Source organism: Microbulbifer hainanensis, from assembly GCF_014904735.1.
Classification (GTDB): domain Bacteria; phylum Pseudomonadota; class Gammaproteobacteria; order Pseudomonadales; family Cellvibrionaceae; genus Microbulbifer; species Microbulbifer hainanensis.
In genome coordinates this window covers 1-20,454 of sequence record NZ_JACZCR010000011.1, presented here as the reverse complement: position 1 = coordinate 20,454, position 20,454 = coordinate 1, and the positions used below count along the sequence as shown (strand labels likewise).

Genomic DNA, 20,454 nt, shown 5'->3' with positions numbered 1-20,454 from the left:
ATGCCTTCCTGCTCCCCGCCGCCACCATGTCTTGCTCTGTTTCACCGGTGAATCAGGCGCCGGTTGTGATGCAGTAACAGTCGGCCAACAGGCTTTACAAGTTCCTGTGCAGCATCCCGCCAATAATCCTTCGCCCGGTGGAGCGACTCTCTTTACCCCTGCGACCTCACCCCTGTGGAGCGGGGCGCGGCAGCTCGGAAATTTTAGCGGATCCCGGGTAACCCCCCGTCCCATTTTGGCTTTTTGCCCAGTGGGCAAGGTGGAGCGCACCATTTTGGTGGTGAAATTCAAAGTGGGACGACCCATTTGCGGGCGGCGAGTATAAATACGCAGAATCAAAGCCGCCATTTGAACGGCCGGCCAAAAAATGGGCACGACAATAATAGGAGTTCTGTGGTGATGAAAAAGCGAATTTTGCTGGGGGTGATCTCCAGCCTGATAGCGAGTGGAGGGCTGGTCGGTTGTGGGGAACAGAAGTCCGGAAATAGTGCTCAGCAGAAAGCCGCGAATATCGACAGTGACCAGCATCACGCGGCTTGGCCACAATTGACCAGCCGGGTGCAAAAGGATCCGGCGCTCGAGGCTCGTGTCGATGCCTTGCTCGAGCGTATGACCACGGAAGAGAAGGTCGGTCAGCTGATTCAGGTGGAAGTGCGCACCGCGACTCCGGAAGATGTCCGCGAGTACCATGTCGGTTCCATCCTCAACGGCGGCGGCGCTTTCCCGAACAACGACAAACACGCGAGCGTTGACGACTGGGTCGCGCTTGCCGACAGCTTCTACAAGGCCTCCACTGATACCAGTGACGGCGGTGTCGGTATACCGGTCATCTGGGGTACCGACGCGGTGCACGGTCACAACAATGTGCTGGGCGCGACCCTGTTTCCGCACAATATTGCCCTCGGTGCCACCCGCGATCCGGAGCTGATCCGCGAAATCGGCGCGGCTACCGCCGCGGAAGTCGCGGCTACCGGGATCGATTGGAGTTTCGCTCCGACGCTGGCGGTAACGCAGGATGACCGCTGGGGACGCACCTATGAATCCTATTCCGAGGACCCGGCGGTAGTGCAGAGCTACGGCGGCCCGATGGTGGAGGGACTGCAGGGTGCCCCGCAGACGGATGACTTCTTTGCCGGTGGGCGCGTAATTGCCACCGCCAAGCACTTTATCGCCGACGGTGGCACTCTCGACGGTGTCGACCGCGGCGATGCCGAAGTCAGCGAGGAGACTCTGCTGAAGATCCATGCCCCGGGTTACTTCTCTGCAATCGAAGCCGGTGTGCAGACGGTGATGGCCTCCTTCAGCAGTTGGCAGGGAGTCAAGATGCACGGCAATAAGTACCTGCTGACCGACGTACTGAAAGGTCGCATGGGATTCGACGGTTTTGTCGTCGGTGACTGGAACGGCCACGCGTTTGTTGATGGTTGCAGCCAGACCAGCTGCCCGCAGGCGATCAATGCCGGTATCGACATGTTCATGGCGCCGGATGCCGGCTGGAAAGCGCTCTACACCAACACCCTGGCCCAGGCCAAAGCCGGTACCATCCCGGCCCAGCGCCTGGACGATGCGGTGCGTCGTATCCTGCGAGTCAAAATGCGTGCAGGTCTGTTCGATGAGGGCGCGCCTTCCACCCGCGCGTTGGCAGGCAAGGCTGAGGTGATCGGTTCGCCGGAACATCGGGCCATCGCTCGTCGCGCAGTGCGTGAATCGCTGGTACTGCTGAAAAACCACAATGGCCTGCTACCGCTGGACGCCGACGCACATGTGCTGGTCGCCGGCGACGGTGCCGATAATATCGGCAAACAGGCCGGCGGCTGGAGCGTTACCTGGCAGGGCACCGGTAATGACAACAGCGACTTCCCCGGCGCGACGTCGATTTACGATGGCATTGCTGCGGCAGTGAAAAAGGCCGGCGGCAGCGCCGCGCTGAGTGAAGACGGCAGCTTCACCGACAAGCCCGATGTGGCCATTGTCGTGTTCGGCGAGGATCCCTACGCGGAAATGCAGGGCGATATCGCCAACCTGGATTACGCTGGCGACAGCGATTTGGCACTGCTGCAAAAGCTGCGCGGTGAGGGTATTCCGGTGGTCTCCCTGTTTATCACCGGCCGCCCGCTGTGGGTCAATCCGGAGATTAACGCTTCGGATGCCTTTGTGGTCGTTTGGCAGCCGGGCACTGAGGGCGAGGGTGTCGCCGACGTACTGTTCCGCAACGCCGACGGAGAAATCCAGCACGACTTTGCCGGCAAGCTGCCGTTCACCTGGCCGGAAACCGCCGTTCCGGCACCGCGCAATATTGCCAGCAAAACTGCGGATTCCGACAGCTATCACGCCCAGTACGCTTACAGTTTTGGGCTCAGCTACAACGATCAGGATTTGGCTACAGCCTTGCCCGAAGACAGCGGCCTGCATGGTGTTGCGGCGAACAGCGAATTGAAGGTCTTTGCCGGACGCGCACTGGATCCATGGACTCTGATGGTTATCGACAGCGGCAACCACCGTCGAGCCATCACCGGCAGTGTCACCGAACTGGACGGCATCCGGGTGCAAGCGGTAGACCGCAAGGTGCAGGAAGACAGCCGCCGCCTGCAGTGGAGTGGCGCCGGTGCTGCCAGCGTCGGTTTCTTTGCCAATCAGCGCACCGATCTCAGTAGTTATCTGCAGTCCAAGGGGGCGCTGGTGTTCGATGTGAAAGTCGATGAAGCGCCCAGCGGCGATGTCCGCATCGGCATGGGCTGCGGCACCGAATGTGTGGCGGAGCAGCCGATCACCGGTTTGCTGCGTCAGGCTGAGCCGGGCAAGTGGCGCACGGTCTCCGTTGCCCTGCAGTGCCTGGCAGACAAGGGGGCCAAAATGGATATGGTGCTGTCGCCGTTCTATATGGTTACCGAGGGCAAAATGGATGTGTCAGTAAACAGCGTGCGCGTGGCCAACGATGTTAAAGCGGATATCCAGTGCGGCTAAGCCAGGCGAAACCCTGATGGACTAATTCAGGTTCCTAGTAACAAGAAACCCCGCCTTGAGCGGGGTTTCTTGTTACTGGGAGCAGCGAAAAAGAGGGGGCGCCAGATCGGCTCCACTGGCGTGGGGATTACCGGGCAGCAGCGACCGCGCCGTCCTGCTGTTGGGCCCGCTTGCGGTATTCCGTCGGCGACATGCCGACGAGGCGGCTAAAGAAGCGATGGAATGCGGATTTACTGTTGAAGCCGGACTGCAACAGAATATCCAGGATCGTCATATCCGCGTTTTTCTCGTCGGCCAGCAGTGCCTTGGCCTCATCCACGCGATAGGAATTCACGAACTCGAAGAAGTTGGTGCCGAAGTGCTTGTTGATCACTGCGGAGACTTCTTTTGCCGGCAGTTCAATACGCGTGGAAAATTGTTCCAGGTTGAGATTTTTCTTCAGGTACAGCTTGTCTGTATCCATCGCCTGGCGCACCCGGTCGATGGCGCTCTCAGACGGCTCGTCTTCCGGAGCCTCGCGGTGGCGCTCCGGTTTGGTGATCAGCAACTGGTGGGCATAGGTCAGCGAGTAGGCGAAGAATGCGTTGATCAGAATGAAGGTAATGTAGTTGTCGGCGATTCCCAGATAGTCGGCGGTTTGACCGGAGGCGAATTTGGCGACTACATGCACCGCCATGGTCCAGCCCCAGCTGGCCAGTACACCCAGCGTCAGCGCATTGAGCCAGCTCAGCTCGGTAGTGGAGTAGTGGGAGTACTCGTCTTTCAGTTCGCCGCGATAGCGGCGGATCAACAACGCTGCCGCGGCAGCATAGAGGAGCGGAATCAGCGTGGACAGATCCCAGATCAGGTCCACCATTCTGGCGGAAAAGCCCTGGCCGGCGATGGCGATATGGCGCAGGTGGTCACTGCTCAGGTCAAAGATCGCGATGCACAGTAGCAGGGTCAGCGCCGGCAGCAGGTGCAGGGCATGGCGCCACTGTAGCCGCAGGTTTTGCTGGGTGAGTGCAGATACGTACAGGTAGATCGCCGGCCCCTTCAGCATCAGCGCTGCAAACAGGAAATAGGGCAGCAGTACCTGATCGATCAGGTGGGGCAGCTCGAACTGGTCATTCCACAGAATCAGGGTGCAGCCCGAAGCCACGGCAACAATCAGCAGGAAGGCGGTGAGCAGCAGGCCATAGGTGCGCTCGCGCAGCGGCAGCACCAGTTGGAAGATGGACAGCAGTAGACATTCCGCCGCGGTCATCAGCAGAACCACGTCGTGGATATTAAATATATAAGCTTTCATCAGCGCTCTGTGTCGGCGTCATTATAAGAGTTATGTGTCGTTCTTCTAATGCCGGATAGTATAGAGAATAACCAATGCCAAGCCTATCCCGGAACGGAATGCCGCGGCCTCTCCCGGCTGCGCAAGGGCAAAGTGGCAACGCCCAGTTTATCCTTTTGGGCAAAGTGGGCCGACAAGCCCTGCGGCGGCGGGGATGATGGCGACTCGGGCCTTGCCCGAGGGTAGAGGGCTGAATACCTGCCTCTCCTTTCTTCTTCTTCTACTTTTAGATTGGGCCGGCCTTGTGCCGGCCTTTTTTTACGTCAATGTGGGGCCCTGCACGAATTCAGCCGTTTTGTCTTCCCCCGGGCCAGCGCGCAGACACCGGAATTGATGGTAGCGGTCACATTCGGGGGTGGTTTTTTCACGAGTGAAACCGTAACTTATACCGCCGTTTTTCGGGGACTACTGAGTAAGGAAGAACAATGACGAGCATCGTAGCGGATATCGGCGGAACCAACGCCCGCTTTGCCATCGCCAGGTCGACGGCGGATGGCTACCAGCTGGAAGCGTTGAAGGTGGTCGATTGTCAGCGGTTTTCCGGATTCGATGCCGCCCTGCGCCACTGGCTGGACAGCCTGGATCAGCCGGTGCCGGAGCGCGCCTGTATCGCCGCGGCGGGCCCAGTGGAAAAGACCGCCGCCGGTGGGCGGGTATATATGACCAACCTCGGCTGGAGTATCTGCGCCGAAGCGCTGCGCAGCGAATTCGAGTTCGCCCACCTGGAACTGATCAACGATTTTGCCGCGCTGGCGCAGTCCCTGCCATTGCTGAGCGCGAATGACTACGACGTATTGCGCGATGTGCCGCGGGTGCCGGATTCGGCCATGGCGGTGCTCGGCCCGGGTACCGGACTGGGCGTTGCTGGACTGGCGGCGGAAAACGGACGCTGGCACGTGATGGCCGGCGAGGGTGGGCACGCCAATCTGGGCGTCGGCAGCGAGCGGGAACTGCAGCTGCTGCAGATCATGATGCGCGAGCGCTGCCCGGTATTCAATGAGTGGGTGCTGTCCGGCAATGGGTTGGTAAACCTGTATCGCGCGGTGTGTGAACTGCACGGTCGGGCGCCGGAGGACTATACGCCGCCGGATGTGGGCGGCTGCGGCCTGGACGGTTCCGATCCCCTGTGCCGCGAGACCCTGATCGATTTCCTGAACTTTCTTGGCAGCGCTGCCGGGGACACGGCGTTGTACCTCGGTGCACGTGGCGGCGTTTTCATCGGTGGTGGTATACTCCCGCGGATTGTCGAGCTGCTGCCCGAAAGCGAGTTCGAGCAACGCTTCCTGAGCAAGGGGCGAGTGGAGCCGTGGATGAAAACGGTCCCCCTCTACGCCCTCAAGGCGGGTTTCCAGGCGTTGCTCGGAGCGGCGGCACAGTTGGAAGACTGATCTCGACAGTATTAAAACTGATGTAAAAACAAAGAGTTAAGGTGTCTGCAAACGCTCCTTTGGTGAGCGCTTGCGATTCTCCCGCCTCCTCCCCCCATGGGGGAGGATGTTATGGATTTTGGGTAGACCTAGGATGCAAGGTCTCACCATAACGATAAGTCCAGGGAGAAGATGATGAGTCTATCCAAATATGGCAAAGCGGGTTTCCGCCCGACCTTGCTGTCAGTCGCCATTGCTGCCACTGCAAGCGTTTCGCTGCCGGCGTTTGCGGCTGACGAAGAAGCTGCTTCCAAGTCCCTCGAAGAGGTGACAGTTACCGGTTTCCGCAAGAGTGTGATGGACTCCATCGACACCAAGCGCGACGCCAAGGCCGTGGTTGAGGCCATTTCCGCAGAAGATATCGGCAAGCTGCCGGATTCCTCTATTGCCGAAGCTATTTCCCGCTTGCCGGGCCTGGCCTCGCAGCGACTGGATGGTCGCGCGAGCAAGGTGACCATTCGCGGTTTTGGTGAAAACGAGAGCGCCACTACCTTCAACGGTCGCGAACAGGTCTCCATCGGCGACAACCGCGGCGTGGAGTTCGACCTCTACCCGTCCGAGATCATGAGCGGTGTTACCGTCTACAAGACACCTCAGGCCAATATCGAAGCCGAGGGCATCGCCGGCGTTATCGACATGCAGACCGTCAAACCGCTCGATCGCAAAGAGCGCGTAATCAAGGTCAGCAGCCAGTACGAAATGACCAGCTTCGACAAGCTGAATCCCGATGGCGAAGACTCCGGTCAGCGCGCTACCGTCTCCTACATCGACCAGTTTGCCGACGACACCATCGGTGTGGCTTTCGCCTACAACACCATGAGTTCTCCGAACCAGGAGCAGCGGTGGAACGCCTGGGGCTACCCCGAATTCACTTACCAGGGTGATAACTACTCCATCCTCGGTGGTGCCAAGCCGTTCGTTCGCTCCTCCGTGCTGGACCGCGACAGCGCCATGCTGGTGGTGGAAGCCAAGCCGAACGACAAGCTGCACATGACGTTCGATAGCCTGTACGTGGATTTCTCCGATGAGAAACACCTGCGCGGCATCGAGATTCCGTTTGCCTGGGGTCAGGGTTCCATCAGCCCGGATACCGCCGTGGTTGATCCGGCCAGCGGCTTTATCACCAGTGCTACCACCGAAGGTCAGCGCGTCGTGGTGCGTAACGATTATGAAAATCGTGATGCCAAGCTGCAGTCTTTCGGCTTCAACACCAAGTATGACGTCACCGACGAACTGCAGCTGGAGTTCGACGCCAGCCACTCAAAGGTTGAACGCGATATCTGGAGCTTCGAGAGCTACTCCGGTACTGGTCGCGGCGACAGCCAGGGCGTGGCCGATGACCTGACTTACACCTTCGACGGCGGCAATACCGGCGCGCACTTCGATCACAACCTGGATTACAGCGACTGGAACCTGATCCAGATGGGCGGTCCGCTGAGCTGGGGCGCCAGTTCCGCACTGAACAACAAGTACGGCATGACCTGCGGTGTTGAAGGTGTTCCGGATTCCCAATACTGTAACTCCGCGCAGGACGGCTTCCTGAACGCACCGGAAATTGACGACGAGCTGAACTCGTTCAAACTGGCCGCCAAGCAGATGGTGGATATCGGTTTCGTCAACGAGATCAGCTACGGCGTGTCCTACCGCGAACGCGAGAAAACCAAGAAGTCCAAGGGTTACTACATGACCCTCAGTAACTTCGATGGCGAGTCCGAAGGCATGTTGACCGTGCCGGAGCAGTACCGCATGGGGAGTGTGTCTCTGGACTTCATCGGTATGGGCGACATGATTGCCTACGATTCAGCCGCAATGCTGAAAGACGGCTACTACAGCCTGACCGACGAAGCGCTGACCGGTATCCAGCACCTGACCAAGTCCTTCATAGTAAATGAGAAGGTGACTGCAGCATTTGCCCAGGCTGATTTCGAAACTCAAGTAGCGGGTCTCCCGCTGACCGGCAACGCCGGCCTGCGTTACGTCTATACAGAGCTGAACTCCCAGGGTTACCAGGGCAATACCAATGCCCAGGGCATTGTGGAGGCCAGTCCCACTAATGTGACTCACGACTACAGCCACTGGCTGCCGAGCGTGAACCTGTCTCTGGCGCTGGACGAGCAGCAAACCATCCGCTTCGGCGCGGCCAAGACCATCTCTCGTGCGCGCATGGACGAAATGAATGCGTCCACACGTCTGGAGTACACGCCGGGTTCTCCGGATGACAACGGTAATGTCTGGAAAATTAGCGGTGGCAACCCGTACTTGGAGCCGAAGGAAGCGGTAGGTGTAGATCTCTCCTACGAGAACTACTTCAGTGAAGAAGGCTACTTCTCTGTAGCCCTGTTCTGGAAAGACCTGAAGAGCTGGACTTTCGACGGCAGCTACGAAGAGACCCTGGTGGGTGTCGTCGACCCTGTCAGTGGCATGACTGCCGACGGTGCAACTGCGACTGTTTCTGTTAAGGAAAATGGCGGTGGCGGTACTCTTACCGGGTACGAGCTTTCCGCAGCGTTGCCGTTTAACATGTTCAGCGAAAGCCTGGATGGCTTCGGCCTGCTCGCCAGCCACACCGGCGTCAATTCCGATATCGAAGACCTGAACGGCAATCCTTACGAACTGCCCGGCCTGTCCGAGAAAATCGAGTCCCTGACGTTCTACTACGACAACCATGGCTTCTCCGCACGCACCAGCATGCGCAAGCGCTCTGACTTCAAGGGCGAGGTCTACGGCCTTGGCTTCAACACCGATCAGGTGGACGTGCTGGGTGAAACCATCGTCGACGCCCAGATCGGCTACGATTTCAGCGACGCTGGCATCAGCGGCCTGGAAGGCCTGTCCGTATACCTGCAGGGTCAGAACCTGACTGACGAGCCGTTCACTACCCTGAGTGGTGACAACTCGCTGCAGGTTCGCGACTACCAGAGCTACGGCAAGACCTACCTGCTGGGCTTCAGCTACGAGCTGTAATCCCCGCTGACAGGCAATAGCCGTAAAAAGCCCTTGCGATCCTGTATTGCAAGGGCTTTTTTATTTTCCGGATGCGAGTGCCGCAGAAATTCGGCACTCGGGGGTATTAGGGCGACATGAACGAGAACAAGATTAAGAAACTGGTAATCCTCGGTGGCGGCACCGCCGGCTGGATGACCGCATCCCTGATAGTCAAAACGCTCGGCAAAGCCATTGAGATTGTGCTGGTCGAGTCGGACAAGATCGGCACTGTTGGTGTCGGTGAAGCCACCATTCCGCCCATCGTTAACTTCAACCAGGCTTTGGGCCTGGATGAGCGCGAATTCCTGCGCGAGACCAAGGGCACCATCAAGCTGGGTATCCAGTTTGAAAACTGGTGGAAAAAAGGCGAAAGCTACATGCACGCCTTCGGCTCCGTCGGTAAAAATTTTCCCTTCTGTGATTTTCACCACTTTTGGCGCCGCAGCTGCCTGGAGGGTAACGAGACCAGCCTGTGGGACTACTCCCTCAACTATCAGGCTGCCATTCACGATAAGTTTGCGCACCTGGCGCGCATCCAGAACACCAGCCTGCCGGGGCTGACCTACGCCTACCATTTCGATGCCGGGCTCTATGCGCAGTTTTTACGTCGCTACAGTGAGAGTAAGGGCGTGCAGCGCGTCGAGGGTACGGTACAGGAAGTGCAGGTGCATCGCGACACCGGTTTTGTCGAAGGCCTGCTGCTTGAGGGCGGCGAACGGATCGCCGGCGACCTGTTTGTCGACTGTACCGGTATGGCTGCACTGCTGATTGAGAAAACCCTCGGTGTGGGCTTCCAGGAGTGGTCGCAGTGGCTGCCCTGCGACCGGGCCCAGGCAGTGCCCAGTGCGGCCACAGCCGCGCCGGTTCCCTATACCCGTTCCATCGCCCACGAGGCCGGCTGGCAATGGCAAATTCCGCTGCGACACCGCACCGGTAACGGCCTGGTGTATTCGAGCGCACACTGGAGTGATGAACAGGCGCGCGATGTATTGATGCGCAACCTTCCGGGCGAAGCACTGGCAGAGCCGAAAACCATTGCGTTCCGCACCGGCCGCCGCGAGGCGCCCTGGCATAAAAATGTCATCAGCATCGGTCTGTCCAGCGGCTTTCTGGAACCGCTGGAGTCAACCAGCATCCACCTGATCCAGACGGCTGCGACGCGTCTGGCAAAACTCTTTCCACACCGCGGAATCCGCCCCGAAGAGGTCGCCGAATTCAATCGACAGTCACAGGTGGAAATGGAGCGGATTAGGGATTTCATCATTCTGCACTACAAAGCGAACGAGCGTCGCGACAGCGATTTCTGGCGCACCTGCGAAACGATGGATATTCCGGATTCATTGCGTGAGAAAGTCGCGCTGTTTGCGAAGACCGGAAAGCTGTTCCGCGATTACGATGATCTATTTGCGGAGGCGGCCTGGCAACAGGTGCTGATCGGCCAGGGTATTGTCCCCGAGGATTACCACCCGCTGGCCGACGCGCTATCAAAGGAGCAGCTGGCAGATCTTTTGGAGAGCCTTAAGACACTGATTGATGGCACCGTAAAAGGTTTGCCGGATCACAAGCATTTCTTGTCTCTCATCGACTGATACAAAAAAGATAAAAAGGTGTGCCTTTTATGAGTGTTCGCAACGCCATTGCTGTAGCTGGGCTGATTTTATTGACCGCCTGCAGCCAGCCTGACAAAGACACCTACAGTCCCGAGCCTTACATCAAGATCGAGCACCCGGACTGGTCCCGCAATGCGTCTATTTACGAGCTGAATACACGCCAGTTTTCCGAGGAAGGCACTTTTAAAGCGGCGCAAAAGGAACTTCCGCGTTTGAAAAACCTGGGCGTCGATATTATTTGGCTGATGCCGGTTTTTCCTATCGGTGAGCAGAGCCGCAAAGGCAGTCTCGGCAGCCCCTATTCGGTCAAAGATTACTATGGCGTCAATCCCGAATTTGGTACGCTCGAGGACCTGAAGCAGTTTGTCGACGCCGCCCATGCTCTGGGTATGCACGTCATCCTGGACTGGGTTGCAAACCACACGGCCTGGGATAATGAGCTGCGCACGGAGCACCCGGACTGGTATGAGCGCGATCACAACGGGAATTTCCACCCCACTCCCTGGTGGGACTGGAGCGACATCATCGATCTCGACTACAGCAAGCCCGGTCTGCGCAAGTACATGACCGACGCGATGGCCTACTGGGTCGAGGAGGCCGGCGTGGATGGTTTCCGCTGCGATGTGGCTGGCTTCGTGCCGGTGGATTTCTGGAATACCGTGCGCCGCAGACTGAACGCCATCAAGCCAGTATTCATGCTGGCGGAATGGGAGTCTCGCGACCTGCACGCCAGTGCCTTTGACATGACCTACGCATGGAGCTGGTGGGATACCATGCATGCCATTACCCAGGGCAAGGCAGATCTCAATCGTTTGTTTGTCTACTATTCGTGGAACGAGAGCGCCTTTCCAAAGGACGCTTACCGTATGGTATTCGTCTCTAATCACGACAAGAATTCCTGGGAGGCTACCCAGTACGAGGCGTTCGGCGATGGCCTCGAGCCCACGATTGTACTCTCCGTGATCGGCGAGGGGATGCCACTCGTGTACAACGGTCAGGAGGCCGGCAACCGGAAGCGGTTGGCGTTCTTTGAAAAGGATCCAATCGAGTGGAAAGAAGACCCAATCGGGAACCTCTATCGCACACTACTGCACCTGAAGAAAGACAACACAGCACTGTGGAACGGGGCCGCGGGCGCGACGATGGTCAAGGTACCGAACACCCAGCCGCAAAAGGTGCTCAGTTTCGTGCGCCAGAATGAACAAGATAAAGTTTTTGCGGTGATGAACTTTAGCGACGAAGAAAAAACCGTTTCTTTCTCCGATACACTGTTTCCTGGTGAGTACACGGAACTGTTCAGCCGGAAAAGGGTGGTCATGGATTCTGACGCTAGTTTGACCCTGCCACCCTGGGGCTATCGCGTTTACGTCAACTAACTCTACGTGTAGGGGATGGCCCGATGAATTTTAAAGTTGGCTCTGGAAGCTGATGATAAAAACGCGGGTAAAATGACCGCAGAGGAAGGATGTCGTTAGGGAGCTTGGTGCCAGTTGCGATGGATGCAGTTTTTCTGCGATATGCTCGCCACTGCCTCTCGGTCGGCACCAGCCGAGAAGAGGCAGTGGCATCGTTGACTATTGGTTCTGCTGCAGCGGTATCTTTTCCAGCGCTGCTTTCAGTTCCTTAAGCTTTTCCTTAACACGGGCGGCGTTGTCCGGGCCCATACGAATCATCAGTTTGTGGATGCCGGGCAGTTTTTCCAGCTTGGGGTCGGCAAATTTGTAATAGACGGACGGACGCACCAGTTGGATCGGTTGTTCCGCCTCCGGTGCCGCCAGCACCTGGTCGATGGCTTTTAGCAACACCTGGTGGAAGGATTTACCCTTTACGCCCAATTCACCGTATGCCTCTGAGAGACGCGGATACCAGAAACGGTAGAGCTTCACGGCGGTATCAACATCCACTACTGCAAACAGTCGCACCGGGGTGTCGTAACGCTGGTAATTCTCCGGAGACAGTTCCATACCGGTCGCGCCGCTCTTGTCGACCACCGGCGCGCCGCGAAGATTCTTGAAAGGACGATTCTTGGTGACCAAGTCACCCGCGGCAGCGGAGTTGACGGCGGCCACCCACTTGCGAATGACTTCGTCGGGTACCAGCCAGCGGGACAGGGCGTCGTCGGGCGTGAGACTCAGCAGGTCGCCGTACGCGGCCTTGTCGCTGTCATTCAGGGCCGGTAACTTACGCTCGGGTTCCGGGGTAACCGGCTGGGGTTCCGCCGCAGGCTCCTCTTCCACCTGTGGTTCCAGATCCGGCGCCGGTTCCTGGACGGTCGGTTCCTCCACAGCCGGAGGGGCCTTGGGCTTGGGCATTTTGTCGGCGGAGAGGATGAAATACGCCACGACGGCGATGGTGGCAATGACCGCAAGTACGATGATCCAAGCGCGGCTCGATTGATCTTCAGACATGCGCTGAGCTCCTTGATCGGAAGGTCCACCAGACGGCGAACTGTGACGGGTTTATCATCTAGACAGCGATGTGGCCGGTTGGTTTCCATTTGGTCATCCACGGCCTAGTGCCCTTTTTAGAGTAGCTGCCGGGGTATTGCAATGAATCTGTCCGCCGGGTCATGGCTGCCGGCGGGTATACGCCCCCGCGCGGGAGGATGCCTAGCTCTCTGGTCGCGCTAGAGTCTCTGGCACAGAATTCGATGAATGTACGAGAAGAGCACCCATAAAATGAAACGCCTCATCAGTCTTATCGCACTGCTCTGCCTTAGCGGTTGTAGCAGTGCTGCCGATCCGGATCCGTTCTGGCGCAATGCCACCGTCTACTTCCTGCTGACTGACCGTTTTAACAACGGCGATCCGAATAATGACCTTTCCTATGGGCGCAAGAACGACGCGGCCAAGTTGCGCGGGTTTGCCGGTGGTGACCTGCAGGGCGTAATCGACAAGCTGGATGAGGGGTACTTCAACGAGCTGGGCGTGGACGCCATCTGGACCTCGCCGGTGTTTGAACAGATTCACGGCAGTACCGACGAGGGAACCGGGCGCACCTACGCTTATCATGGCTACTGGCCCTCTGACTGGACTGCGGTCGATGCCAACTTCGGCAGCGAAGCGGACCTGGCGCGAATGGTCGAGACTGCTCACCGCCACGGCATTCGCGTGCTGATGGATGTCATCGTCAACCACACTGGCCCGGTCACCGACGAGGACCCGCAGTGGCCTGACTCCTGGGTGCGCACCCAGCCGACCTGCGACTGGTCCGGTTACGCCGGCGCTGTGGATTGCACCCTGGTCGAGAACCTGCCGGATATCCGCACCGACAGCGACAAGCCCGTAGACCTGCCACCGCGGCTGGTGGCGAAGTGGCAGGCAGAAGGCCGCCTGGACCAGGAGCGCGCAGAGCTGGATGCTTTCTTCCAACGCACTGGTTATCCGCGTGCCCCCAAATACTACCTGATCAAATGGCTGACTGATCCGGTGCGCCAATACGGCGTGGACGGCTTCCGCGTGGACACCGCCAAGCACGTAGAGCCCGAAGTGTGGGCTGCGCTGAAAAAGGAATCCAGCATGGCGCTGGCGGACTGGAAGGCCCGCAACCCGGACAAGAAGCTCGACGACCGCGATTTCTTTATGGTCGGTGAGGTCTACGGCTTTGGCGCCAACGATTTCGGCGCGACCAAGGGGCGCAACTACGGCTACGGTGACCGCCAGGTGGATTTCTACAACTACGGTTTCGACAGCCTGATCAACTTCGCTTTCGCCCAGCGGGCGAAGGAAGAGATGGAGCCCCTGTTTGCCAGTTATTCGAACGATCTGCACGGCGGTGCGCTGGATGGTGTGGACGTGCTCAACTACCTGACGTCCCACGACGATGGCAGTTCCTACGACCGCGAGCGCAAATACGCCTATGATGCGGCCCTCAAACTGATGCTGGCGCCTGGTGCTGCGCAGATTTATTACGGTGACGAACTGGCGCGGCCACTGACCGCGGATGCCGAGGGCGATGCCCAGCTGCGCAGTTTCATGAACTGGGGCGATCTCAAAAACGAGAAAACCCGCGCGTTGCTGGCCCACTGGCAGAAGCTCGGTCAGTTCCGCCACGCCCATCCGGCGGTGGGTGCCGGCGTGCACAAGAAACTGGCCGACAAACCCTACACCTTCTCGCGCACGCTGAATGGGAACGACAGGGTGTTGGTTTCCACAGGTCTGCCTGCGGGCGAGAAGACCTTGTCGGTTTACGACCTGTTTGCCGATGGTACCCGCTTGAAGGATTACTATTCCAGGCGGGAAGTGGTGGTGAAAAACGGTGCCGTGTCGCTGGATACACCGTTTGAGCTGCTGCTGTTAGGGCAGCCCTCGCAGAAAAAGTCCAGCGACAAGACCTGAGTCCCTCTTCCGACGCATTGCCCCATCGTGGGCAATGCGCCTTCTGTCACGTTTTTCTGCTACGCCCCCATTTGGGGAGGATGCGCCCCAAACCGGGGCTTCTCTACTCTGCTAGTACTTACTCGCCGAATTCACAGCTGTTTCGTGCCGCTCGGTCATAAATCCAATAAATAATAACGGTATACAGCGATGAGAAACCCTTTAAACGGTAGCCGTTCCCGGCTGCTCGCCATCCCCTGCGTGTTTTTTGCTGGTTACTCTGCCACCGCCTCCGCGGACTGGTATTTCCGCGGAACTGCCAACGACTGGCAGGCCGCCGCACTGCAATCGATAACTGCCACCGAGTATCAAACCTGCCAGAGTTTTGCCAATGGTGATACCGGCGGCGGCCCGCGCTTCAAGATAGACCGCTACGCCGACTGGGCCGAGAGCTATCCCGCTGCCGATTACGGCGTAACCGGCAACAAGAGTTACGAAATTACTTTCTATAGCGACAGCCACAGTATTTCGGTGACGGAGGTGGCCAGCTGCGATGGCGGCGGCGGGGGAGGTGGCTATGCCAGCAATTTCTCCTCACTGTATTTTCGCGGCACGCCCAACAATTGGGCCAGCACACCCATGACGCTGGTAGCAGATAACACCTGGGAAGTGTCGGTCTTTTTTGACGGCCAGGCAGACCAGCGCTACAAGCTGGACCTGCTCGGAGACTGGAGCCAGAACTACGGTGACAACAACGGCGATGGCGTGCTGGATGCGAGCGGTTCGGATATCTATACGAGCATACAGGGCAACTATTTGCTGCAGGTTGATGACAGCACCCTCAGCTACCAACTCATTTCCCAAGGCGGCAACCAGAGTCCCACAGCGGCCATCTCTCCCGCAAGCCAGAGCGTGGAGCTGGGCAGCAGCCTGACTTTCTCCGCCAGCGGCTCCTCCGATGCGGATGGCAGTATCGCCTCCTACCTTTGGTCCACTGGTGAGACCACGCAGAGCATCGATGTCACTTTCGACACCCTGGGTACCACCACCATCGGCCTGACCGTGACCGATGACCAGGGCGCGAGCGACTCGACCTCGGTGGATATCACTGCGGTGGAGCCGGTGCAGGACAGCTGGTATTTCCGCGGCACCGCCAATGGCTGGGCAGCGACCGAAATGCAGTCCAGCGACGGTATTAATTTCTGCAGCGAGCAGAGTTTTGCGAGTGGTGATGCCGGCGGTGGCCCGCGCTTCAAGATCGACCATTTCGGCGACTGGACCGAGAGCTACCCGACCGCTGACTACACGGTAAATACCAATACTGACTATGAAATCTGTTTTGACTCCGGCAGCCACGCAATCACCGTTACCGAGCAGGGCACGACCACACCGCCACCTGTCAGTGAGGGTAACGACTTCCGCTCCGAAACCATTTACTTTGTGCTGACAGCGCGCTTCTACGACGGCGACCCGAGCAACAACTACTACAACCGCGACCGCATCATTCCCGGCGACCCCCAGTGGCGCGGCGACTTCAAGGGCCTGATCGAAAAGCTCGATTACATTGTGGATCTCGGCTTTACCGCTATCTGGGTAACCCCGCCTGTGGAAAACCGCAGCGGCCTCGACTACCACGGCTACCACGCCTATGACTGGACCAGAGTGGATCCACGCCTGGAATCCGCGGATGCGACCTACCAGGACTTTATCGATGCGGCGCACGCGAAAGGCCTCAAGGTCATCCAGGATGTGGTGATCAACCACTCCAGCCAGTACGGCATCCGCGGTCAGGTGTGGATCGACCACCTGCCGATCAAGTACTACGTACCCGACGGCAGCAGCCAGGGCATGGTCAGCAACGATCCCTACTTCGGCAACCTGGGCGATTACCAGAGCGCCTTCCGCGACGACAACGATAACCCGGTAGCGCCGCAGTGGTTCCGCGACCGCCACAGCTCCGATGCCGAAGGCGTATCTCCCCTTATCGATCCGAAAACCGGTGTGACCGTGCCGCTCGCCGGTTACGACCCGAATCGCTTTTTTGGCATCGATGCCAACAACCTGGATCCGGCCTGGTACCACCAGGATGGTTTTATGTCCGGCGGCGACTGGGAAAACCCCACGGCATTGCAGAACAAACATATGGCTGGCGATACCATCGACCTGGCCACTGGCAACCAGAACGTAAAGGACTACCTCAACAACGCGATTGAGCAGTACCTGGATATGGGGGTGGATGCGATTCGCGTGGACACGGTCAAGCATGTGGAGCGCGACGAGCTGCTGACCTATGTGCGCGAGTGGCAGGCGCACAAGCCGGGTCTGTTTGTGTTCGGCGAGGATCTGGTGAAAGGGCTCGGCTTCGGTTCTGAACTCGGCAACGACAACGCCTCTGCGGTGATCCGTCCATGGTGGTACACGCGCACTGGCAGCGACCCGAGTAACCCGCAGGGGGACTCGGATTTTGCCGTGCTGGACTTCCCGCTCTTTTCAACCTTCCGCGACAACGTCACCCGCGGCAGCTTCGGCGGTATCAAGGGGGCGCTGGATATGGACTGGACCTATGCTGATCCTACCGAGCTGGTGACCTTCTTCCAGAACCACGACGTGGGTCCGGATAACGATTTCAAATACCGCTTCGGCGGCGCCGAGAGCGATGCGGCGATGGTTTACAACCTGCTGTGGACCATCCGCGGTATTCCAGCGCTGTATTACGGCGAGGAAGTGATGTTCCAGGCCGGACTGCCACAGGATATCCAATCCTCCAACGACACCCTCGATCAGACAGGGCGCGCCTATTTCGGTCCCTATCTGGACGACCTGGCCACAACCCAGAATCACAATCTGTACAAGCACATCCAGCGCCTGAATCAGATTCGCCGCGCAATACCGGCACTGCAGAAAGGGCAGATGGAAAAGGTTAGCGAGTGGGGCGCGGGAATGAGTTTTGTGCGCAACTATTCCGGTACAGGAGGCACGGGCAATTCCTACGCAGTGGTGGGCCTTGCCGCGGGGTCTGATCAGGGCATTACGGTATCCGGAATTCCCGACGGGACCTATACCGACGCCGTTTCTGGTGCGCAGGTCCAGGTGGCGGGCGGCAGCATCAGCTTCACGGTGAAGGCCTTTTCCGCCGGTATCTATGTGCTGAACGGAGCGGGCAAGATCGGCAGCGACGGCGTCTATCTGCGCTAGCCCTGTTTTCTCGATGAGGAGCAGCCGAAGGCTGCTCCTGTGAAAAAGATAAAAACAAAGTGGAAAGAGCGATGAAGAGAACATTGATGATCGGCGTGCTGCTGCTCAGCGCCCACGCCAGCGCCGACTGGTATTTCCGCGGTACGTCCAACAGCTGGGGCACTACCGCGATGGATTATGTCGGCGGCACCGAGTACCAGACCTGCCAGAGTTTCGCTTCCGGCGACGCCAGCGGCGGGCCGCGCTTCAAGATCGACAGGAGCGGCGACTGGCAGGAGGCTTACCCCGTATCTGATTACGGCGTGGGTTCAGACAAGAGCTATCAGATCAGTTTTTTCAGTGACAGCCACAGCATCTTGGTAGCCGAAGTGGCCAGCTGCGGCGGTGCCGGCGGCTCGGCGACCAATTTTTCCAGTTTATATTTCCGCGGCACATCCAACGCCTGGGGTGCGAGCGCGATGCAGCTGGTAGCGGACAATACCTGGCAGTTGACGATCAATTTTGACGGTCAGGCGGACCAGCGTTTCAAGGTCGACGTGTACGGGGACTGGAGCCAGAACTACGGCGACAACAACAGTGACGGTGTGCTCGATCAGTTCGGCTCCGATATCTATACCGGCGTGACCGGCGACTACCTGCTCACCGTCGATGATGCCACGCTCGGCTATACGCTGGAGCCGGTTGGCGGATGCACGCAGAACTGCGGCAGCAGCGTGCAGACGCTGGGCGCGGTCTACTCACCGACGGAAACCACCTTCTCGCTCTGGTCGCCGGATCACAGCAGTGTGCAGCTGGTGCTGGACGGACAGAGCTATGCAATGAGCAAAATTCCGGACGCCTCTTTAGTGGGGACGGGCATGACCGATGTCTACTCGGTGACGGTCAGTGGCGACTGGAAGCTCAAGTCCTATTACTTCGTGGTCAACGGCATTGTGGTGCGCGATCCCTACGGAAAAATGGTGGAGCCGAACACCGACAACAATATCGTGATGGATCTCTCCACTACCGATCTGCCCGGCGGCTGGTCGCCGGTGCCGGCGCTGAACCAGCGCGAGGACGCGGTGATTTACGAGCTGCACGTGCGCGACTTCACCATCGCGTCCGAGTCCGGTGTGTCCGCGGCCAAGCGCGGCAAGTTTCTCGGTCTGGTGGAGGGCGGCACCAGCTACAACGGCGTGTCCACCGGTATCGATCACCTGAAAGAGCTGGGGGTTACCCATGTGCAGTTGATGCCGGTGTATGACTTCGCCTCCTGCGCCAACCTGGCCGATACCAGCTGTTACAACTGGGGCTACGATCCGCGCAATTACAATGTGCCGGAGGAGCGCTATTCGCTGACGCCGTACGACTACGAGAACCGCGTGCGCGAGTTCAAGCAGATGGTGGACGAGTTCCACAGGGCGGGCATCCGCGTGATCATGGATGTGGTCTATAACCACACCTATGCCAAGAGCACCTTCGAGCCCATCTCCGCCAGTTATTACACCGCGACCGACCTGTCCGGTACCGGCAACAGCATCGATGCCAATGTGCCGATGGTGAGCCGCATGATCCGCGATTCGCTGGAGTACTGGGTGGACGAGTACAACATCGACGGTTTCCGCTTCGACCTGATCGGCATATTCGATTACGACGAGGTGCAGGACTGGGCGGATAACCTGAACAGCAGGTTCCCCGACCGTAACCTGCTGATCTACGGCGAGCCGTGGAACGGCTACGCCGCCGACCCGCGCGAGCTCGAGCGGGTGCGCCTGGGCACCATCGGGCGCATTTACCAATCCCATGTGGGGGTGTTCAACCCGAAATTCCGCGAAGCGATCAAGGGGCAGAACGACAGTGGCGGCTGCAACAGTGGCGATTGCTTTGCGTTCAATGACAATCCGGATACCTGGCGTATCGAGGTGGGCAGCCGCGGTGGAATCCGCTATGCCAAGGATGCCAGTGGGGTCATCGATACCTGGGATCCGATGTTCGCGATGGACCCGGAGCAGAGCATCAACTACGTTTCTGCTCACGATAACCTGACCCTGCGTGACAAAATTCTGGAGTGGGCGGACCAGAACGGCATAAGCCACAGCGATCCCTACCTGCGTCGTATCCAAAAATTTGCCAATGGCATTGTGTTGACCAGTCAGGGGATTCCGTTTTTGCACGGCGGTGTGGAACTGATGCGAGACAAGCAGGGCGATCACAACAGCTACCAGTCGCCGGACGCGATCAACCAGTACAACTGGCAGTGGAAGGTCGACAACGCGGATGTACTCGCCTACTACGAGGATGTCATCGCCCTGCGCAAGGCGCACCCGGCCCTCCGGCTGACCAGCTGGGATGCGGTAGACCAGCACATGGCGGCAAGCCGTCCGCGCTATGGGGTGGTAATCCATCGCATCGACGGCGCCGCAGTGGGTGACAGCTGGAGCGATATCCTGGTGATCTACAATAGCGCCGACAACTACAGCTACAGCCTGCCCGCTGGTGACTGGAAGGTGGCGATGGAAAAGTCCGATCCAGCGGCGGGGAACGGACGGTCGGTCAATGGTTCGGTGGTCGCCGAGGGCACGGCGGTCACGGTGCTCTACCGGCAGTAACCAGCCTGATCAGCCTAGGGCCTGTTCACACTAAATTCGATG

Annotated in this window: 10 protein-coding genes; 8 read left to right on the top strand and 2 right to left on the bottom strand. The window is 58.6% G+C overall.

The window, feature by feature from the left end:
- Positions 1-399 precede the first annotated feature (399 nt).
- Positions 400-2,964 carry a glycoside hydrolase family 3 protein gene (locus IG168_RS04235; protein ID WP_193162072.1) on the top strand — a complete coding sequence of 855 codons (2,565 nt, stop codon included), beginning with the start codon at positions 400-402 and terminating at the stop codon, positions 2,962-2,964.
- A 127-nt stretch (positions 2,965-3,091) separates the two neighbouring features.
- Here IG168_RS04235 and IG168_RS04230 read toward each other — a convergent pair whose 3' ends face one another.
- A complete protein-coding gene (locus IG168_RS04230; RefSeq protein ID WP_193162070.1) occupies positions 3,092-4,252 on the bottom strand; it encodes a helix-turn-helix domain-containing protein in 1,161 nt (386 codons plus the stop codon).
- 464 nt (positions 4,253-4,716) lie between these two features.
- On the opposite strand from IG168_RS04230, the gene glk reads away from it, so the two are divergent.
- The 4 genes from glk to IG168_RS04210 all read left to right on the top strand — a co-directional run bounded on the left by glk (position 4,717) and on the right by IG168_RS04210 (position 11,689).
- Positions 4,717-5,679 (top strand): glucokinase, encoded by a 963-nt coding sequence (glk, locus tag IG168_RS04225; protein ID WP_193162068.1) that lies wholly within the window; start codon positions 4,717-4,719, stop codon positions 5,677-5,679.
- Between the two features lie 174 nt (positions 5,680-5,853).
- Complete coding sequence (locus IG168_RS04220; protein WP_193162065.1) at positions 5,854-8,682, top strand: TonB-dependent receptor; 2,829 nt, start codon at positions 5,854-5,856, stop codon at positions 8,680-8,682.
- A 116-nt stretch (positions 8,683-8,798) separates the two neighbouring features.
- Positions 8,799-10,292, top strand: coding sequence for a tryptophan halogenase family protein (locus IG168_RS04215; RefSeq protein WP_193162063.1), 1,494 nt, complete (start codon positions 8,799-8,801; stop codon positions 10,290-10,292).
- A 29-nt stretch (positions 10,293-10,321) separates the two neighbouring features.
- Complete coding sequence (locus IG168_RS04210) at positions 10,322-11,689, top strand: alpha-amylase family glycosyl hydrolase (RefSeq protein WP_193162061.1); 1,368 nt, start codon at positions 10,322-10,324, stop codon at positions 11,687-11,689.
- Positions 11,690-11,887: 198 nt separating this feature from the next.
- Here the strand turns inward: IG168_RS04210 and IG168_RS04205 are convergent, their stop codons facing one another.
- Positions 11,888-12,721, bottom strand: coding sequence for a DUF3014 domain-containing protein (locus tag IG168_RS04205; RefSeq protein WP_193162059.1), 834 nt, complete (start codon positions 12,719-12,721; stop codon positions 11,888-11,890).
- 270 nt (positions 12,722-12,991) lie between these two features.
- On the opposite strand from IG168_RS04205, the gene IG168_RS04200 reads away from it, so the two are divergent.
- The 3 genes from IG168_RS04200 (at position 12,992) to pulA (ending at position 20,412) form a co-directional block, all read left to right on the top strand.
- Positions 12,992-14,650 carry an alpha-amylase family glycosyl hydrolase gene (locus IG168_RS04200; RefSeq protein WP_193162057.1) on the top strand — a complete coding sequence of 553 codons (1,659 nt, stop codon included), beginning with the start codon at positions 12,992-12,994 and terminating at the stop codon, positions 14,648-14,650.
- A gap of 189 nt (positions 14,651-14,839) precedes the next feature.
- Positions 14,840-17,824, top strand: coding sequence for an alpha-amylase family glycosyl hydrolase (locus IG168_RS04195; protein ID WP_193162055.1), 2,985 nt, complete (start codon positions 14,840-14,842; stop codon positions 17,822-17,824).
- Positions 17,825-17,895: 71 nt separating this feature from the next.
- Complete coding sequence (gene pulA, locus IG168_RS04190) at positions 17,896-20,412, top strand: type I pullulanase (protein ID WP_193162053.1); 2,517 nt, start codon at positions 17,896-17,898, stop codon at positions 20,410-20,412.
- The last annotated feature ends 42 nt before the right edge of the window (positions 20,413-20,454 follow it).

What these genes read in the sequence shown, in the direction of transcription:
- IG168_RS04235 (WP_193162072.1), top strand. Translation starts at nt 400, where the DNA reads ATGAAAAAGCGAATTTTGCTGGGGGTGATCTCCAGCCTGATAGCGAGT.
- IG168_RS04230 (WP_193162070.1), bottom strand. Translation starts at nt 4,252, where the DNA reads ATGAAAGCTTATATATTTAATATCCACGACGTGGTTCTGCTGATGACC.
- glk (WP_193162068.1), top strand. Translation starts at nt 4,717, where the DNA reads ATGACGAGCATCGTAGCGGATATCGGCGGAACCAACGCCCGCTTTGCC.
- IG168_RS04220 (WP_193162065.1), top strand. Translation starts at nt 5,854, where the DNA reads ATGAGTCTATCCAAATATGGCAAAGCGGGTTTCCGCCCGACCTTGCTG.
- IG168_RS04215 (WP_193162063.1), top strand. Translation starts at nt 8,799, where the DNA reads ATGAACGAGAACAAGATTAAGAAACTGGTAATCCTCGGTGGCGGCACC.
- IG168_RS04210 (WP_193162061.1), top strand. Translation starts at nt 10,322, where the DNA reads ATGAGTGTTCGCAACGCCATTGCTGTAGCTGGGCTGATTTTATTGACC.
- IG168_RS04205 (WP_193162059.1), bottom strand. Translation starts at nt 12,721, where the DNA reads ATGTCTGAAGATCAATCGAGCCGCGCTTGGATCATCGTACTTGCGGTC.
- IG168_RS04200 (WP_193162057.1), top strand. Translation starts at nt 12,992, where the DNA reads ATGAAACGCCTCATCAGTCTTATCGCACTGCTCTGCCTTAGCGGTTGT.
- IG168_RS04195 (WP_193162055.1), top strand. Translation starts at nt 14,840, where the DNA reads ATGAGAAACCCTTTAAACGGTAGCCGTTCCCGGCTGCTCGCCATCCCC.
- pulA (WP_193162053.1), top strand. Translation starts at nt 17,896, where the DNA reads ATGAAGAGAACATTGATGATCGGCGTGCTGCTGCTCAGCGCCCACGCC.